Raw genomic sequence first — 19,090 nt, 5'->3', positions numbered from 1 at the left:
CTAACTTATCTCAATCCGAAAAAACTTATATTCGATTTCCGGTGTCCAGGCAGCCGAGTCCTCATAAGACCAATAGCGGTTGCGGCTATTATCGGTATGCGCATTGACAAGCGGCATATTATCAGCATCTTTTGCTACTACAATGGTTGTATGATTCCATGTACCGTCTCCTTCAAAATCATAGCAAATCACATCACCAGGATTTAATTCTTCCGGCGTTTCCATCTCGATTCCCCTGATGCCGCGTTCCGAACCGCTTAAATACCATCGGAACGAATGCGCCACAGACCAGCTGAAGCTCCATGAGTCTTTCCCATACCACCAGCCTCTCTCCCGGACCGGCTCTCCCCACATCGGTCCTCCCCCCGCACGGAGACATTGGGAAATGTAATTCGTGCAATCATCTTCAAAACGACGATATTCCGGATTATAGCTGTTCCACCAGCGCTCTGCATATTTCACTGCTTCCAGCCGGTTATATTCTATTTCACGATTATTATCCTTGAGGTTTCCTTGTTTTAATACAGGGAGCTGATTACTGCCGTTTTCCGCTGGAGGCTTTTCAATCGATTGATGTCTGATTTCTCTATCTGATTGTTTCACAAGCTGATAAGGGACGACCTGCTCTTCCGTATAAAAAAAATCGCCCTGCTTCATTAGATATACCAAGTGTACCGCATATCCAGTACTTCTGGTTGTATCATAGGATTGTTTGCTGAAGACGTGGCCTTTTCCTTTTATCTTTACGATTTGTGCCTTTCGCTTTTCACAAAGCTTCTGCTTCTTACGCCACCAATCTTGGCCTTCCTTGCTGTCCTTGAAAAATTGCTGCCAATACGTTGTAATATCGCCCATAAAAAATCGCCTCCTCATCACAGCTTATGCATAAAGGAGGAGAATTAGGTCATAGAAACCGCTGGAATACCCGTGTGTCTTCCCTCTACTTCACCGTCATACCTGACAGCGCATTTTCCATTTCATACTGCACTTGTTCATGATCTTCTTTTTCCAGTGCTTTGGAGAGCGCTTCTCTCGCAGTATCTGTTCCTATCTTCCCTAATGACCAGGCAGCAGTACCACGGATAACCGGCCGCGGATCCTTTTCCATTACAGCTATTAAATCAGCTTCCGCGGATGCTTCTTTATAATGACCCAACGCTAAAATAACATTACGCTGAATTGGCTTTTTCCCTCTCCAAAAGCCGGACATATGCCCGAATTTTTCTTTGAACTCCCGATTTGATAAATGAAGCATCGGTTTAAGTCTTGGTTTAACCAATTCTGGCTCCGGCTCTAACTCCTGATGGAAATGGGAATCTTTATCACGGTTCCAGGGACATACCTGCTGACACGTATCACATCCATATAAACGATTTCCAATCTTATTACGGAATTCCTCCGGCAGAAAATCCTTGGTCTGGGTTAAAAACGCAATACAGCGCTGCGCATTCAATTGTCCTCCTTGTACAATAGCACCTGTAGGACAGGCATCTAAACAAATCGTACAATCACCACAGCCGTCCTCTACCGGCGAGTCAGGAATAAACGGAATATTAGTCAGCATTTCTCCCAGGTAAACAAACGATCCATATTCCTTGGTAATAATGGAGGTATTTTTTCCGCTGAAGCCGATGCCGGCTCGTTCAGCTACAGCCCGGTCGCTTAATTCCCCAGTATCTACCATCGACTTGATAACAGCATCCGGCATTTTTTCTTTAATATACTCTCCAAGCTTATCCAGCCGTTCCCGCAAGGCAACATGGTAATCAATCCCCCATGAAGCACGGGCAAAAATGCCGCGTCTGTCTCCTTTTGTCCCTCTCGGTGTCGTTTCCATTCTCGAAGGATAGGCGACGGCAATGGAGATGATAGACTTCGCTTCCGGCAGTAACCGCCCGGGCTCCGTTCTTTCCTCAATACTCCCTTTTTCAAAACCAGATTGGTATTTTAGTTCTTGCTGACGTCTTAACCGTTCTTTCATTTCTGTAAAAATATCAGCCGTTGCAAAACCAATTTTATCAATACCGATTGTTTTCGCGTAGGCCTGGATATCCTTTTTCAGCTCTTCTACTTTCACCATACCGCCTCCCTTCTATCTATTTTTTATCATGATTCGCTCACTTCAAACATTCGGATTCGGATTGCAGTTACACTTCCATAAAAAATCTTGCTTTACGCATTCGGTTCAATACCGCAGCAATTTCATTTTTCCTTGGTCTGGCTAAATCTCCTGGATGTTTTCCATTGCTTTTTGTCAATGTTTCCAGTCCTTGATCCATTTTTTTATCAATCTGATCGATCAATGCTGCAAACGAAGAAAAATGCTTCCCTTCATTTCGGTAAAGGTATTGGATAATCTCTGCAATCATTCTTGTTTGCGAAGCATCTACCAGCTGTTCTGTATAAGCAAAAGAAATAGGTTCTTTTCCAAATAAAATTTGAAATTGGCCTTTTGCCTGGATTTTAAACCTTTTATCTGTTTGCTTCGGAAACGTTGAAGCAGACAGCTGTCGTTTTTCTACGTTCATGAAATTCGTCTGCTCTACCTCACTATCGGCAATAGGGTCTTCTTTTATAATTTCCTGTGCTCTTTGTGTGACATTCTTTGGTTTATATTCCTCCATAAGAATAACCGTATCTGCCACGGCAAAATAATCCCCAGAGCCGCCGGTTACTAAAATAACTGATTTATCCGCTTCATCCACCAATTGTCTGATGCGATGTATAAACGGGGTGATTGGTTCATTTTTATGATCAATCAGTTTTTGCATGCGGCTGTCGCGAATCATAAAATTGGTTGCACTGGTATCCTCGTCAATCAGCAGGGTCTCTGCTCCAATCTCTAAGGCTTCCATCACGTTCGCCGCCTGGGAAGTACTTCCACTTGCATTACTTGTTGAAAAAGAAGTTGTATCTTTACCATGCGGAAGATTAGAAATAAATGGAGAGATATTCACCGACGAAATTTCTCTCCCATCTTCTGCCCGAATTTTGACAGCGCTCGGATCTGTACAGATATATTCCCGTCCATCACCCTCGCAATGAGGATAAATACCGCGTTCTATCGCTTGAAGCAGTGTACTCTTTCCATGATAACCGCCTCCGGTAATCAAGGTCACTCCCTGCTTGACCGCCATTCCTGTCAATGTTTTGCCATGAGGAAGCTTTAATTCTACCTCGTCTTCCGGCGGACTTTGAAAAGCAACCGCACCTTTGGCAGGTAAGTCACTTACGCCGCTTTTTCTTGGCAATACAGACCCATTGGCAATAAAGCTCACCCAGTTATTTTCTTTCATTGCACGCCATATAGCCTCTTGCTGATCAGCTAATTGAACAGCCTGCTGAATCGTTTTATCCTGAATATGAAAGACAGAATTCTCGATGATAGATGGAACTGCCTCATCGAATAACTTGATTGCTTCCTTTCCGTTAATGGATCGTCCATTAGCCGGCAGACCTGCAGACAGACAAACCGTTATGCCCTCCCCGGAAATACGTACTGCTGTCCGCTCTAATATCTCCTGACCCGGTCCATCAAAAGCAATCATGCCGCTTTTACCAGAACCTTTAATAAATGTTTTATTTTGATGCACTGCTTTATCGATCACTCTCGCAAAAGCGTCCTCTGCTGCTGTCTGTCGAGATTTTGTTTCCAGCCACTCAGCAGCTATATGCCGTTCCTTCTCCGGTATCCCGATTCTTATTTTGGAAGGGCTGGCAAACGGATCTCCTTGTACATAGTCGATATAAAGTGTATATCTCGGATACGTGTAGCTTCCGGCAATTTGTTTGTATGCTTTGTAACTTTTTCGGTCGATTTGTAATAAATTATTTTTAAGACGCTTCATCCTGGCTCCTCCATTCTGTTTTATTCTTTATAAACAGGGTACTATACTTAAAGTGCAAGTTCAAAAAGTCCGATAAATAGGACCAAGAAGTTCAAGGCGACGAGCTATTTCCAAACGGACTTCCACAGGATGTGGTGACTTCTGTGTTGTCCACAGGACGTGGACGGTTTTAACAGAAGTTCTTCTATGCTTTATAATACGTGAGTAACGGTTTTGGTGGGGCGAGTAATCGCAGTCCCAGTCCCATTGGAAATAGCTCGTCAACGCACTTCCGCAGGATGCGGTGGCTTCTGCGTTGCCCACACGACGTGGGCGTTCTTAGTAGAAGATCCTTTTCCCGACGTGTCATTTTTATTGGATTTTTTGAACTTCCTCTTATAGGTGAGGAAACAAATATTTTACAAAATAAAAACGCAACACTTCGTAAGACTAAGTACGAAACACTGCGTTATCACATATGTATGGAGCGGGTGAAGGGAATCGAACCCTCATCATCAGCTTGGAAGGCTGAGGTTTTACCACTAAACTACACCCGCATGATTTGTTTTGTTTTCCAACGACAAAATTTATTATAGCAACGTATTCGATAAAAATCAACAATAAATTTAATTTTTTTCATGAAAACTTAACCGAAAATTAATATTTAACAAAAATATACCTAAGAATAATTTATAATACCGGTGCATATACTTCTATAATGCCCAAATGTTTCTCGTATAATCTGTTTACATTCGTCTGGTCGCGTAATAAACTATTATTATGCTTCACGGAGAGGAGAATTTTAAAATGTCAGTATATTCAACCATTCTTACCCAATCGGAATTTGTGGATAAGGATAGTCTCAGCTACCCATTTGAAGAAAGAGGATTACAGTTTGGCGATGGCGTTTATGAAGTGATTCGGATTTATAAAGGAGAGTACTATCTCCTGAAAGAACATGTGGATCGCCTGTACCGTTCTGCCGAAGCCATTAAAATCAAAATCCCTTATCATAAAGAAGAGATGACAGACCTATTACATCAATTAATGGAAAAAAATAATATGAAAGATGATGGAAAGGTGTATATGCAAATCACACGTGGCTCTGCTCCCCGGGATCATGCCTTTCCATATGAAGTCACACCTAATATCTATGCTTACCTCCAGGATCTGCCCAGAAATGAAAAGATTCTGGAGAACGGCGTAAAGACCATCTCGCAGCGTGATGTCCGTTGGGAAAACTGTTATATCAAAAGCTTAAATCTGCTGCCAAATGTTTTAGCAAAGCAGACAGCAAAAGAAAATAATTGCTATGAAGCCATTCTGCATCGAGATGGCGTGGTAACAGAATGCAGCTCTTCCAATATCTATCTCGTAAAAGACGGAAAAGTATACACGCATCCAGCTACTAATAATATTTTGCATGGATGTGTACGGATGGCCGTGGAGCGCTTTTTAAAAGCTGAAAATATTCCGCTGATTGAAGAAGCTTTCCAAATTGAAGATATCCAACATGCAGATGAAATGTTTTTATCCAGCAGTACATCAGAGGTACTGCCTGTTATCCAGCTCGACAATGTAGTTGTCGGAAATGGTGAACCCGGAAAAATTACCCGTACCCTGCAAAGAGCGTATGAGCAGGATGCTAAAATTACTGATAAGTTAATTAAAAATGTGTAATAAGAAACAGTCGTCTCTTTTTTAAAGGCGGCTGTTTTTATATAGAAAATATGTATATCAAGTCTTTTTACAAAATAAACCCAATAATCATTTCCGGCATGGACTCACTGGAAAAATTATTTCCCGATTATTTGATATAAAAGAAAGACTAACTATATAAAGTCAAGTGAGAAATAAAAGAGATGGTTTTAGAGTTGAATAATGATTTTACAGAAATGAAAGCACACGAAATAAACCTGAGAAAAGTTCTTTTTTCGCAAGGTTATTGTCTAATTTCATAGGGTTCATTCTTCTTGAGTATCGCATGAATGATATAGCACAGTTTTCTAGCGACAGCTCCAACAGCCGTGAGGTGATGCTTTCCTTCTGAACGCTTTTTTTGATAGAAGTCTTTAAGAACAGGATCGTGTTGTGATGCCACCAAAGCAGCTGAAAATAAAGATTTTCGCAAATAAGGTGACCCTCGCTTGCTCATGACGTTATGTGTAGCTTCATATTCACCAGGTTGTGTGACAGAAGCATCTAAACCAGCATAAGCTACTAACTTTGCAGGATTGGAAAACTTATGAATATCGCCAATTTCTCCAAGAATAGAAGCACCGTTAATGGGGCCGATTCCTGGAACGGTTTCAATGACGGAATGTAGCGTATGCATAATTTTCTTGATTTCCATTTCTGTTTCCTTAATTTGTGTTTCGAGAAACTTCAGCTGTTCAATCATAGAGCGAAGTTGGAAAGTAAAGGCATCTTGGGCAAATTTGATTCCAAAAGAGTGTGACGCTGCCTGTTTTAATGATTCTGCTTTTTCCATACCTAATCGGCTTCGACTGGCTTCACTAAGTAATTCAGCTAATGTATCCGCCGGGACTTTATGAAGTTTTTCAGGGGAGCTATATTCAAGTAAAATTTCTTTGGACGCTTTTCCAAAGATACCTATTTTGCTAAATACAGAATCGTATTCAGGAAATACTTGATCCAATACGGCAATAATTTTTCGTTTAAAGTCACTGGATGTGCCAACCAAATAAGTACGATAACGAGACAATTGTTTGAGAGAGAATATGTTCTCATCGGAAAGGGATGTTTCTATGAAAGCTCCATAGCGAATTAAGTCTGCGATTAATACAGAATCGATAATATCATTCTTTCGTTTTCGAATTTCTGTTCCTTTCCGCCAACCATCTGTTTGAATGGGATTCAGGACATGGATTAAAAGATGACGGTCATGTAAAAATGAGTAGATGGCTAACCAATAGTGCCCAGTAGCTTCCATACCTACAGTAAAGTCGTCTATGGAAGGGGAAAAGGATTGGAGTTTTGTAAGTAATTTTTCTCCACCTTCTGTTGTGTTAGGAAAAGAGAATCCTTTAAGTACAACCTTGCCTTCTTCATTCATAACAGAAGCTACATGAGTACGTTTACCAATATCGATACCAAGGTAGAACATGAAATCACCCTTAAAAAATATTTTGGATTGAATGCCACTCATCTGAAAAGCGTTACTACCTTGTCCTAGATACGGAGTAAGGCGAAAGCCTTCAACATCTAACTCATTCGTAAACTGCTTATCAGAGAGAGGCGCCAGTCTTTCGATAACGAGTTCATAGACCCAAGGAGAAAACGGCTTAACCTCTCAATCCAATAAATATATTATCTCAGAAAAACTGAGTTAATATCTAACTAAATTACTTTGGTTCATAGAGTTTCCTATTAAAAATCGGAAGATAAAAACTCTAAATATAATATACAAGGAGATAACAATCGTTATTATTAGGCTGACTGCTATAATTTTCAAGAAGGATTTCCGTTTTATTTGACTAGGTTGTTCTACTTTCATTGCTTCTTTTTCCACTTGATAAGAAAGCATCTTCGACGGTACCGTATCTGATGCCGTTACTCCATACAGCTGTCTATGCCCTGCTATTTCAAACATACGCTCATCTGTTACTGATCCGAACGCACGTCTGTCCAGTTCCTTCAGCAGTTTTGCTCTATCCTTCCGTTTGGTTAGACTTAATAAAAAATTTACTTTTACAATATGAGGAATCTCGTCTACTTGTAAACGCTTGGCTAATAGCTTTCCTGCAAATAAACGTTTTCGAAATGCTTTATATTCTTCTTTATCCGCTAAATAAATTTCTATCGAACTGGTAAGTTGATGTTTATATATTTGATACCTTTTAATATCCTGCCATTGAATAAAAATCGCACGTTTTAATGGATGTTTGATAATAAGCATATCTTTTGTCAGCGTGAGATACGGTTTTAAATCGACAAGCATTTTAATCGCAAAAAGTGTGGAACCCCCAAAAATCAAGGGAAGGATAGTAAAATATAACCATCTACCGTATTCCCTTCCTTAAAAGAATAGATACATATCGCCATTCCCAATATAAAATAAGTAAGAGAGAGAATAAGAGCTAAAACACTCTTCCCTTTTGAAACGTATAAATAAACTTCCTGTGTACCCAACATTATAACCTCCGAATCATTTTCGTGTCATTCTATTGATTCTTTATTTTACCATATTTTACTTGATATACATTTAAAAAATATACAAATAAGCTCTATAGCTAACCAAATCTGTACAGTTAATCCTTATTGATTCGAATTCCGAAATAGTTTAAACTAAAATTATATAGAACGAAATTCATTTAAAATTGAGGAGGAATTACATGTCTGCATCAACAGAAAAAAGACCCGTTACCACAACCGATTTTCAGAATATTAAGGTTCTTAGTGAACCAGAGTTTATTTCAAAAAATAAATATAGTTATGTCATCACCTCTGTGAATGAAGATAAAGAATATAAATCACAGATTTATGTACATAACTTGAAAGATGATTCTCACAAGCAATGGACTGCAGATAATCATCGTAATCATACGTTCCGTGTTTGCCCGAATAAGGATAAAGCCTTCTTCCTTTCCAACCGCAGCGGAGCTTCACAGATTTGGCTAATAGCTTTGGACGGCGGGGAAGCAAAACAGATCACTACTTTTCCAAACGGCGTCTTCTCCCCTATCTGGTCAAACGATGGAAAGTCGATTATATTCTGCTCCTTTCTGGAAAAAGATGATGATATTGCTGCCTTAAAAGAGTTAAGCAACGAAGAAAAAGAGGCAAAACAAAAGGAAGCACAAACAAAACCGCTTATTGTCGACCGTTTAAAGTACAAGTCGGATGCCAGAGGCTTCCATGACCAATCCACTGTACAAATCATCAAATATGATATAAACGCAGACAAATTTCATCAGCTCACAACCAAAGAGGCAGATCATCATTTGGTTGACCTTGCCCCGAACGGCGAACACCTTATCTTTGCGGCTAATTTCGAGGAAGATGCGGATGCCTCCCTGATTTCTGATTTGTATTTACTGGATCTGCAGTCAAAGGAAATAACGAAATTAACAAACAGTAAAGGCAGCTATTCTGACGCCAGATTCTCCAGAGACAGTAAAAAAATTATTGCTTGCGGGCATGAGTTTGAATATGCAGGCGCAACGCTCATTAAGCTGTTTCTGTACGATGTAGAAAACAAAGAAAGAAAATTGCTTTCTGGAGATTGGAGCATTCAGCCTGGTGATACCATGGTTGGCGATACGCGTCTTGGCAGCTCAGAAACTGGTCCTGTCTGGTCACATGACAATGCATCCATTTATTTTCTTGGATCAGATGCTGGAGCTGTCAATCTATATGAAACAGATTTAGAAGGAAATTTAAAAACACGTTACAGCGATGATAATCACGTATTCGGCTTTTCTTATCATCCAGAGACAGACAGCTTTATTTTAGGAATCAGCAAACCGGAAGACCCTTGCAATTTTTATAAACTGGACTCAGATAATACCCTGGAGCAGCTGACAGATGTAAATAAAGCTTTTATTCATGAAGCAGCTTTATGCGAACCAGAAGAAATCTCCTATACATCAAGCGATGGCTTAGAAATTCAAGGCTGGCTGCTTCGCCCTTACGGATTCCAGGAGGGAAAGAAGTATCCATTTGTTTTGGAGGTGCACGGCGGTCCGCATGCTATGTATGGGCAAACCTTCTTCCATGAACTCCAGCTGCTTGCAGCGAAAGGGTATGTTGTCCTTTATACCAATCCACGCGGCAGTCATGGATATGGACAGGAATTTGTTAACGGGGTGCGGGAGAACTATGGCAAAGGAGATTATCGCGATCTGATGGAGGCGGTCGATTATTGCTTAGAACAGTATTCCTTTATTGATGAAAACCGCTTAGGCGTGACTGGCGGAAGCTACGGCGGGTTTATGACGAACTGGATTGTCGGTCATACGAACCGTTTCAAAGCAGCCGTGACACAAAGGTCCATTTCCAATTGGTTAAGCTTTTATGGAGTCAGTGATATCGGCTTCTTCTTTACCAAGTGGGAGCACGGCGTGAATTTATTAGAGGATCCAACCGGACTGTGGGATATATCTCCGTTGAAATATGCAGAAAACGTGGAGACACCGCTTCTTATACTGCACGGCGAAAAGGATTATCGCTGCCCGATTGAGCAAGGGGAACAATTATTTATCACATTAAAGCATTTAAATAAAGAAGTGGAATTCGTCCGTTTCCCGAATGCTACTCATGAATTAAGCCGAAGCGGCGATCCATCACTTCGGGCTGCCCGGCTGGAAAATATCTGCCGCTGGTTTGATAAATATCTTTAAAACCACATACATTTTAAAAATAGAGGCGACAATTTTTGTCAGCCTCTATTTTTAATTATCCTATGATGATACACTGCCAATTTTTGGCTCGTGTTGATCCTTCTGCGTTCGCAATGTCTGTAAATACGTCTGTAAAGATTGAATATCTTCATTCTTCAAGTGCTGGTTTTGCCAAACAAGCTTTGCCGTTTCCAGACTGGTAAAATACGGGATATTAAGCTGCGTACAAAGCTCTCTTAACTGAAAGCCAAATCGTTCTTTATCTCTGCCGACGCTTGGCACATTAATCACATAAGCAGGCGGGTCCTGTAAAAACAGCTTTTTGAGATTAGCTAATTCCCGATCTACTGCTGCGGAAGGAATATGGTTTTTCTCCAGATAAGCACTCGTTCCCTGCGTAGCGATTATTTCTGTGTTTCCGGCAATTTCCTGAATAAACGGGATGCTTTCTTTCTTATGATGGTCACTTATCGATACAAACCATTTTTTTGTATCATGCAGCTTGTGCTGAGAAGGAAACACCGCCTTACGAATTGCTTTTTCCAATGTCACATCCATCCCGATAGCTTCCCCGGTTGATTTCATTTCCGGTCCTAAAATATGGTCAACACCTTTTAATTTATTTTTAGAAAAGACAGGTGCTTTCACCGTATAATATTCCGGTTCCTGGTAAGAAGTGAATTCTTTCATAAAATCCTGCAAAGACTCCCCTAATTGTGCATTGACAGCTAAAGCAACCAGCGGAATCCCTGTTACCTTGCTGACTGCCGGAACTGTGCGGGAGGATCTAGGATTTACTTCCAGAACATACACTTCTTCTTGGTAAAGAACAAACTGGATATTCATCATCCCGATAATCGGAAGCTCTCTGGCAATCTTTTTAGAGATTTGATAGATTTGCTTCTTTTGCTGTTCCGTCAGTGTTATCGCCGGGAATACGCTCGTGCTGTCTCCTGAATGCACCCCTGCTTTTTCGATATGTTCAAAGATTCCTGGAATAATCACATTTTCGCCGTCACTCACGACATCGACTTCACATTCCAGTCCAGGCATATAGGAATCCATTAATAATGGCCAGCATTGATCGTAGGTATCTACCTGTACTCTTTGTACATTGCTGAGTAATTCTTCTTTATTGTAACAGACAAACATCGACTGACCGCCAATCACATAAGATGGACGAATCAGAACAGGATATCCGAGCTGATAAGCCGCTTCCTTCGCTTCCTCCACACTATGGACAATTTCCCCATGGATGTGAGCAATATCTAATTGCTCTAAGAAGGTATAAAATTGCTCTCTGTCTTCCATTTTATCCATATTTTCAGGCGCTGTTCCTAAAACAGAAACACCGGCTTCTTTTAACTGATTCATAAGGTTAATAGCTGTCTGTCCGCCAAATTGGACGAGGACGTCTTGAATATTCTCTTTTTCCATGACACGTAGTACATCCTCCAGAGCCAATGGTTCAAAATAAAGGCGATCAGCTACTGTATAGTCCGTGCTCACTGTTTCCGGGTTATTATTGATCATAATTGCCTCATACCCGGCTTTTTGAAGTGCCTGCACAGCATGCACAGAGCAATAGTCAAATTCAACTCCCTGCCCGATACGGATAGGACCAGAACCGATAACCAGCGCTTTTTTCTTATTCGATACGGTCTGCACTTGATTGGAACCTGACCAGGTTGAATAAAAATAGGTAGAATGTTTCCCCGACGTTCCCGGGCATGTATCAACAAAACGATAATTAGGTGACAATCCATGATTTTTATAAAATTCACGGAGTACAGCCGGTTCAATATGGAGGAGCTTTGCTAATTGGACATCACTGATACTATACTGCTTCGCCTGCAAGATTTTCTCTTCCGTTATATTCCCCCAGCCGGTTGCTGCCAATTCCTTTTCCAATTGGATGATAGCTGCTATTTTCTCCAGGAAATAAGGCTGAATCAGTGTCCGTTTTGCAATCTCATCTACAGTGAATTGACGCCATAAGGCTTCACCGATAGCGAAAAGACGTAAATCATTCGGCTCTTCAAGCAACGCCATTAATGCTTCATCCGACTTTTCTGCAAAGGATGGCCACCGCAAGGATTGAACATTCATTTCCAGAGAGCGGACCGCTTTATTTAATGCGCCTTCGAAGGTTTTATCTAAGGACATGACTTCTCCTGTTGCTTTCATTTGTGTTCCAAGCGTACGATCTGCTTCGGAAAATTTATCAAATGGAAAACGCGGGATTTTTACAACGGTATAATCCAAATCCGGTGTAAAATGAAGATAGGTCGCTCCGCTGACCGGATCAACTAGTTCATCCAAATGATAGCCGACTGCACATTTTGCTGCCACTCTGGCAATCGGATAGCCTGTTGCTTTAGAAGCCAGCGCAGAAGAACGGCTGACGCGGGGATTTACCTCGATAATACAATATTCATTTGTTTCCGGATGGAAGGCAAATTGAATGTTACAGCCACCCACCACTTCCAGCGCACGAATTATTTTTATCGATGCGTCACGCAAGATTTTACTTTGTTCAGCAGTTAATGTCTGAGCAGGAGCGACTACAATGGAATCGCCGGTATGCACACCGACAGCGTCGACATTTTCCATGTCACAAATAATTTGACAGGCGTCATTCTCATCGCGCATCACTTCATACTCCATCTCTTTCCAGCCTTTAATGCTGCGCTCAACAAGCACCTGCGTAATCGGGCTTAGATGAAGCCCCTTTGCCAGCAGCTCGCAAAATTCTTCCTTATTATTTGCAAATCCTCCGCCTTCTCCGCCAAGAGTATAAGCTGGACGGAGAATAACGGGATAGCCTATTTTCTCTGCAAACGTCAGGCCGTCCTCTATATTTGTCACAATTTGTGATTCAGAAATGGGCTCCTTGATGGAAATCATTAACTCTCTGAATTTTTCTCTGTCTTCCCCCTTTTGTATGGAAGCAATGGAGGTTCCGAGCAGGGTTACATCGTGTTTCTTCAGAATCCCTTTCTCATGAAGCTCTAAGGATAGATTTAACCCTGTCTGTCCGCCCAAGGTGCCAATTAAACCATCCGGCTTTTCCTTTTCAATGATTTTTTCGACGACCTCTACTTCTAACGGTTCTAAATAGACTTGGTCGGCGATGGTTTCATCTGTCATAATGGTAGCAGGGTTGTTATTGATAAGCACAACCTCCAGCCCCTCTTCCTTTAAAGCAAGACAGGCTTGCGTCCCGGCATAATCAAACTCTGCCGCCTGCCCGATAACAATCGGCCCCGATCCTAAAACAAGTACTTTCTTCATCCCTGGATGTATTGGCATATCTTATTCTCCCTTCTCCTCTATGTCTGCTGCAATAGCCGTTATCACTCCGATAAAAGTGAATAACTCTTCTTTCTCTGTTGTTAATGGAGGCAAAATACGCACGACATGCTCTCCTGCTGTTAATACAAGAACCTGTTTTTCTCTTAATTTCTCCACCCAGACCCCTGCTTTATTTTCAACTTCCAGCCCGATAAGAAATCCTTTTCCTCTTACCCCTTTAATAAGTGAATTGGTTTCAGCAATTTTCGTTAACCCTTCAACTAACAAGGTGCATTTTTCCTGTAAATCTTGTAAAAAAGCAGGGTCTGCAATTTGCTCTAATGTAGCCAGCCCAGCTGTTGCCGCCAGCGGATTTCCCCCAAAGGTGCTGCCATGGGTTCCTGGTGAAAAACTGTCCGCAGCTTTGTTTTTTGCCAATAATGCTCCAATCGGAAAACCAGAGCCTAATCCTTTAGCCAAAGCGATAGCATCCGGCTCAATATCGTACTGTTCATAGGCAAACAAAGTACCCGTCCTGCCGACCCCAGTCTGGATTTCATCGACCATAAACAGAATATCTGCCTGCTTACAATAGTCATACAGTGCTTTTACCCACTCTGCGTCCGCCGGATGAACGCCGCCTTCTCCCTGGACCAGCTCCAGTAAGACGCCCGCTGTTTTATCAGTGTCTATTTGCTCCAGCGCTTCCGGCTGATTAAACGGCAAATAGGTAAAACCAGGTGTTAATGGGGTAAATCCGCTATGGATTTTGGGCTGTGCAGTTGCAGCCATCGTATAACCGGTTCTTCCATGAAAAGAGTTTGAAAAAGTAACCATTTCCGTTCTTTCCGGCTTCTGCTGGTCCTTTGCATATTTTTTAGCTAATTTGATTGCTGCTTCATTTGCTTCAGCACCGCTGTTACAGAAAAAGGCCTGATCAAAGCAGCTTAGCGAGACTAACTTTTCTGCCAATGCTTCCTGCTGGGGAATCTGATATAAATTAGAAACATGCCATAAGTTCTCTAATTGCTCGGATAACTTTCCCCGTACATAATCCGGCACATGGCCTAAACTGCATGTTGCAATCCCGGATGTATAGTCCAGGTATTTCACATCCTGATTATCCCATACATAGCTTCCTTTTCCTTTTACAATGGTAAGCGGCAAACGCTGATAATTTTTCATTAATGCTGATGTTGTCATTGTATTAGACATGCTCAAACTCCTTTTCACTTAAAATCGTCCCTACTTTTTCTCCGTCTAAATATTTCAAAATATCATTTGGTTCTAATCCATTTAAAATAACCGATTCCTCTACGCCGCCCTGCAAGCTTGCCAACGCCGAACGCACCTTGGGAATCATGCCGCCATAAATAACGCCGGAATCAATCAGTGCTTCTACATCCCTTTTCGTTAAATGATGGTGGATCACTTCTTTTTGGTCGATTGTTTCCATCACCCCGGGAATATTACTGATCAGAACAAGTTTACAGCCTAATGCCTCCGCTACTGCACCAGCCGCTGTATCGCCGTTAATATTGAAACGGGTTTCTCCCTCACCTGCTGCAATCGGGGAAATAACAGGAATACCGCCTGCATCCAGAATCATGTCGATCCAGGACGTTTCCACTTTGGTAACCTCTCCGACAAAACCAAGCTTCCCATTTTGAATTTGTTTTGCCTGCAGCAGGTTGCCGTCTACGCCGCTAAGGCCAATTGCTTTTCCATTTTGATTTTGAAAGGAACTGACGATTCGTTTATTGATGGTACCGCTCATTACCATTTGCGCAACTTCTAACACTTCTTCCGTGGTAACTCGAAGTCCATCGACAAATGTACTTTCAATATTCATCTGCTCCAGCGCCTGGTTGATTTCCAGACCGCCGCCGTGAACAATTACTGGTTCACAAATCTTTTTTTCTTTCAGCTCGATTAACAGCTCATAAAAAGTCTTTGGCAGCTCCTGCAAAATACTTCCGCCTACTTTAAACACTACTTTTGTCATTAGAACACCTCACGTTCGATAGGATGCGTTGATTTGTACGTAATCATAGGTTAAATCACAGCCCCAGACAGTTGCTTTCTCCACGCCGTCTGTTAACCCGATAAAAAGGTGAACCGTATCTTTAACCAATTCCTCTACACAATTCGGTTCATGGAAGGAAAGCAGCTGCCCTTCCTTAATAATCTGCTCTGAGCCAATTGCAAGCGATAGCCCCTGTTTATCAAATGCTACGCCGCTTGCGCCAAGTGCACTGATAATTCTCCCCCAGTTGGCATCTTCACCATAAATTGCTGTTTTCACCAGACTGGAGCCAATCACTGCTTTTGCCATCTGCGCCGCTTCCTGCTCCGATTTGGCCCCTTCTATACTTACTTCAACCAGCTTGGTTGCTCCCTCTCCGTCCTTAGCTATCATTTTTGCAAGCTCCCGGCTGACGAATTGCCATGCTTCCATAAATTGATGCCATTCTGGATGCTGCGGATGAAGCGTTTCATTATTCTGCATTCCATTGGCTAAGATAAGTACCATGTCATTTGTGCTGCTGTCTCCGTCCACTGTAATACGATTAAAGGACTGATCGGTTGTTTGTCTTAATCCCTGCTGAAGGCTTTCCGTTTCTACATTTGCATCGGTTGCAATAAAGGAAAGCATGGTCGCCATATTCGGATGAATCATACCTGATCCTTTTGCAGCGCCCGCAATGGTGATAACTTTTCCATTTATTTCAACCTCGACAGCAATATGCTTCGTTTTCGTATCCGTTGTTAAAATGGCATGTTCAAAATCAGCAGCTGCTTCGCTCTCCCCAATACGGGCGATAGCCCCTTTAATAACATCCATTGGCAGCATCTCGCCAATGACTCCTGTGGAGGCGACAGCGACTAAGGAAGAGTCAATTCCTATTTTTTCGGCTGTAAGCTGCTGCATTTCTAACGCATCCTGATAGCCTTGTTCACCTGTATACGAATTGGCATTAGCAGAATTGACAACGACTGCCTGCAGCTGGCCGGAATGCTTTAGTGCCTGCTGTGTTACATCCAGCGGGGCTGCCTGAAATGTATTCTGCGTATACACTCCCGCGGCATTTGCTGGTACATCGGAATAAAGCCAGCCGAAATCACGCTTAGATTTCCGCAGCCCTGCGTGTATGCCTCCTGCAGTAAATCCTTTAGGCTGATCAATATGTGCATTTTCTAAAATTTTAAATGACTTCGATAATGTATGTTCCACCTATGGTTTTCCTCCTCAAAGTTGTTCTCTTTTAGATTATGGAAATACTGGAATAAACTCCAATCCCATTGTCTCATCCCATCCGTTCATCAGATTAGCATTATGAATTGCCTGGCCAGCCGCTCCTTTTACTAAATTATCAATCGCCGACGCTATCACAATGCTGTTTGTCCGCTCGTCTACATACGCTCCAATATCACAGTAATTACTGCCCGTTACCCCTTTTGTTGCCGGAAAATGACCTTCTGGCAAAATACGGACAAAGGATTTCTCCTGATAGTATTCCTGTAGATAATCTAAAATGGAGGCGGTGGTTTCCTGACTTTTCAAATCTGCATATATTGTGCATAACAGCCCTCTTGTCATTGGAATCAAATGCGTTGTAAAAGAAACCTTTACATCATTATCTGCAAATTGGGATGCATAACGTTCAATCTCCGGGATATGCTGATGCTGGCCAATTTTATATGGAACAACATTTTCATTTGCTGAAGAGAAATGGGCTTTTTCACTTAAACCTTTTCCAGCTCCGGAAATCCCTGTTTTCGCATCGATGCGAATACCCTCTGTCTGAATTTTATTCCCATCAATAAGCGGGATTAATGCGGATAAAGCAGCAGTCGGGAAACAGCCCGGGTTAGAAATAATCGACGCTGATTTGATTTCCTCTGTAAAAATATCACTGAGTCCAAATACTGCTTTCTCCAGCACATCTGCAGAAGCAGGTTCTTTTCCATACCATTCCTTATATTCCTCTGAAGTAAGCCGGAAGTCGCCAGATAAATCGATACATTGAACGGAGGTATCTTGGAAAGAAGGAATAATATTTTTAGCGACACCAGCTGGAGTTGCTAAAAATAAAATATCAATCTCTTTTTCTAACTCCTCGGTATTTAATGCTTCCATCTCTTTCGTAATAATACCGTTTAAATGCGGATAAGTAGCTGATAACTCCTCTCCTGCCTGTGATTGTGATATAATTTTAGTAATCTCGATTTCTTTATGTGATTGGAGAAGCCGGATAAGCTCGATCGCCCCATACCCGGTTCCGCCAATAATTGCTGCTTTCTTCAAAACACTCTCTCCCTTGTCTGAAAAATGAATTATTCATTATTATAAATTTTTATGTATGTTTATGCAAGGGAATTTATAAATATTAATTAAATTTCTTCAAATTAATTGTTTACTTGTATAATATATGAATAAAAAAAGACACTGACCAGGCTTTATGATCAATGTCTTTTTCTTATCACACATCTTATATAAATGGTATCCAAACCTTTGTATATCGGAGTTTTTGAAGCATCCTTAAATCAAGTTTCGTAGTATCTCAACTCAGATTCCTGTTATTTTCTCTTGTTTCTAACAGAAAAAATTTATGCAGTCCTCCTGCATCCTCATTCAGCTTCCCGCACAAACCGTTCCAGAAAATCATCCAATGTTTCCTTATATAATTCCTCATCTTTTACATAGGACTCCCCGTGGCTCGCCTCATCCACAAGCAGAAGCTCCTTTTCACTTTTGGTATTTTCATAGAGCTCCTCTGTCATCTCAGTCGGCACAAAGACATCTTCTTTTCCATGAATATATAAAATCGGAACTTCCGCTTTTGCAACTTGATCTAAAGCAGAGGCTTCCTTCAGCCCGTAACCGGCGCGCAGCTGTGTTACGAGACTGGTAGATGGGATAAACGGAAAGGAAGGCAAATGGAACATCCGGTCAATTTGGTAAGAGAATAATTCATTGACATCTGTATAGGAAGCATCTGCGACAACAGCTTTCACATTTGGCGGCAATTCCTCCCCGCTTGCCATTAAAACAGAGGATCCTCCCATGGAAACACCATGCAGCACAATTTCAGCATCATCACCGACACGTTCCATTACTTTATCAATCCAATCGAGCAGATCTAAACGGTCATGCCAGCCAAAGCCGATATAATCTCCTTCACTCTCTCCATGTCCGCGCATATCTGCTGTAAAAATGTTATATCCTAAATCCTCATAATAATGCTGTCCGTATAAAGCCATATCTTTTCCGCGCCCCAAATAGCCATGGGCAAAGATAACCACTTTATTCGTAGGCTGTTCTGCTTCCAGATAATATCCTTGTAAATCAAGGTTATCATAGGAAATCTGATGCCAAGTTTCAAACGGCTGTTCATCCGACCAATCCCGCCAATCACCTTCTAATAAAATATCCAGTGTTTCTGCTTCCACTTCCAGGTCATCATTATCATTTAGAAAATCTTTTACATTCCTTTCAATGGCGAGGTTATAAAAGAAAATCGCAGCAGCAAAATTTATAATAAGGAGTATCAGCACAACTCCTAAAATAATCCAAATCCATTTCTTCTTTTTCTTCACACCCTG

The 19,090-nt window shown here is 41.5% G+C and carries 13 protein-coding genes and 1 tRNA gene; 2 read left to right on the top strand and 12 right to left on the bottom strand.

Annotated features, from left to right (window positions below):
• The 4 genes from MKY65_RS10970 to MKY65_RS10955 all read right to left on the bottom strand — a co-directional run bounded on the left by MKY65_RS10970 (window position 1) and on the right by MKY65_RS10955 (window position 4,384).
• On the bottom strand, window positions 1-855 hold the full coding sequence (locus tag MKY65_RS10970; RefSeq protein WP_339184762.1) for an amidase domain-containing protein: 855 nt from the start codon (window positions 853-855) through the stop codon (window positions 1-3).
• An 85-nt stretch (window positions 856-940) separates the two neighbouring features.
• Entirely contained in the window at window positions 941-2,077 is a 1,137-nt protein-coding gene (gene queG, locus MKY65_RS10965) for a tRNA epoxyqueuosine(34) reductase QueG (RefSeq protein ID WP_339185205.1), read from the bottom strand.
• 70 nt (window positions 2,078-2,147) lie between these two features.
• Entirely contained in the window at window positions 2,148-3,848 is a 1,701-nt protein-coding gene (locus MKY65_RS10960) for an ABC-ATPase domain-containing protein (protein WP_339184760.1), read from the bottom strand.
• 462 nt (window positions 3,849-4,310) lie between these two features.
• Window positions 4,311-4,384, bottom strand: a tRNA-Gly gene (locus tag MKY65_RS10955).
• Window positions 4,385-4,634: 250 nt separating this feature from the next.
• Here MKY65_RS10955 and dat point away from each other — a divergent pair.
• The gene (gene dat / locus MKY65_RS10950; protein ID WP_339184759.1) at window positions 4,635-5,507 is read left to right on the top strand and encodes a D-amino-acid transaminase; all 873 of its coding nucleotides are present in this window, start codon (window positions 4,635-4,637) and stop codon (window positions 5,505-5,507) included.
• 262 nt (window positions 5,508-5,769) lie between these two features.
• On the opposite strand, the gene MKY65_RS10945 is transcribed toward dat, so the two are convergent.
• A complete protein-coding gene (locus tag MKY65_RS10945) occupies window positions 5,770-6,954 on the bottom strand; it encodes an IS110 family transposase (protein WP_339185204.1) in 1,185 nt (394 codons plus the stop codon).
• Between the two features lie 222 nt (window positions 6,955-7,176).
• Window positions 7,177-7,824: an STM3941 family protein gene (locus tag MKY65_RS10940; RefSeq protein WP_339184757.1), complete on the bottom strand. Its 648-nt coding sequence runs from the start codon at window positions 7,822-7,824 to the stop codon at window positions 7,177-7,179.
• A 358-nt stretch (window positions 7,825-8,182) separates the two neighbouring features.
• Between MKY65_RS10940 and MKY65_RS10935 the strand changes: the two genes are divergently transcribed.
• A complete protein-coding gene (locus MKY65_RS10935) occupies window positions 8,183-10,189 on the top strand; it encodes a S9 family peptidase (protein ID WP_339184755.1) in 2,007 nt (668 codons plus the stop codon).
• Window positions 10,190-10,249: 60 nt separating this feature from the next.
• On the opposite strand, the gene carB is transcribed toward MKY65_RS10935, so the two are convergent.
• The 6 genes from carB to MKY65_RS10905 form a co-directional block, all read right to left on the bottom strand.
• Window positions 10,250-13,501: a carbamoyl-phosphate synthase (glutamine-hydrolyzing) large subunit gene (carB, locus tag MKY65_RS10930; RefSeq protein ID WP_339184754.1), complete on the bottom strand. Its 3,252-nt coding sequence runs from the start codon at window positions 13,499-13,501 to the stop codon at window positions 10,250-10,252.
• Window positions 13,502-13,504: 3 nt separating this feature from the next.
• Complete coding sequence (locus MKY65_RS10925) at window positions 13,505-14,698, bottom strand: aspartate aminotransferase family protein (RefSeq protein WP_339184752.1); 1,194 nt, start codon at window positions 14,696-14,698, stop codon at window positions 13,505-13,507.
• Window positions 14,691-15,488, bottom strand: a complete 798-nt coding sequence (gene argB / locus MKY65_RS10920) for an acetylglutamate kinase (RefSeq protein ID WP_339184749.1) — start codon at window positions 15,486-15,488, stop codon at window positions 14,691-14,693. Before argB ends, MKY65_RS10925 begins: the two co-directional genes overlap by 8 nt.
• Window positions 15,489-15,497: 9 nt before the next feature.
• Window positions 15,498-16,718, bottom strand: a complete 1,221-nt coding sequence (gene argJ / locus MKY65_RS10915) for a bifunctional ornithine acetyltransferase/N-acetylglutamate synthase (protein ID WP_339184746.1) — start codon at window positions 16,716-16,718, stop codon at window positions 15,498-15,500.
• A gap of 36 nt (window positions 16,719-16,754) precedes the next feature.
• Window positions 16,755-17,792, bottom strand: coding sequence for an N-acetyl-gamma-glutamyl-phosphate reductase (argC, locus tag MKY65_RS10910; RefSeq protein WP_339184744.1), 1,038 nt, complete (start codon window positions 17,790-17,792; stop codon window positions 16,755-16,757).
• 323 nt (window positions 17,793-18,115) lie between these two features.
• Window positions 18,116-19,084, bottom strand: a complete 969-nt coding sequence (locus tag MKY65_RS10905) for an alpha/beta hydrolase (protein WP_339184742.1) — start codon at window positions 19,082-19,084, stop codon at window positions 18,116-18,118.
• Between the last annotated feature and the right edge of the window lie 6 nt (window positions 19,085-19,090).

Origin of the sequence: Oceanobacillus sp. FSL W7-1293 (assembly GCF_037969815.1) — a bacterium.
GTDB lineage: Bacteria > Bacillota > Bacilli > Bacillales > Amphibacillaceae > Oceanobacillus > Oceanobacillus oncorhynchi.
This window is presented reverse-complemented; position numbering and strand designations above follow the sequence as displayed.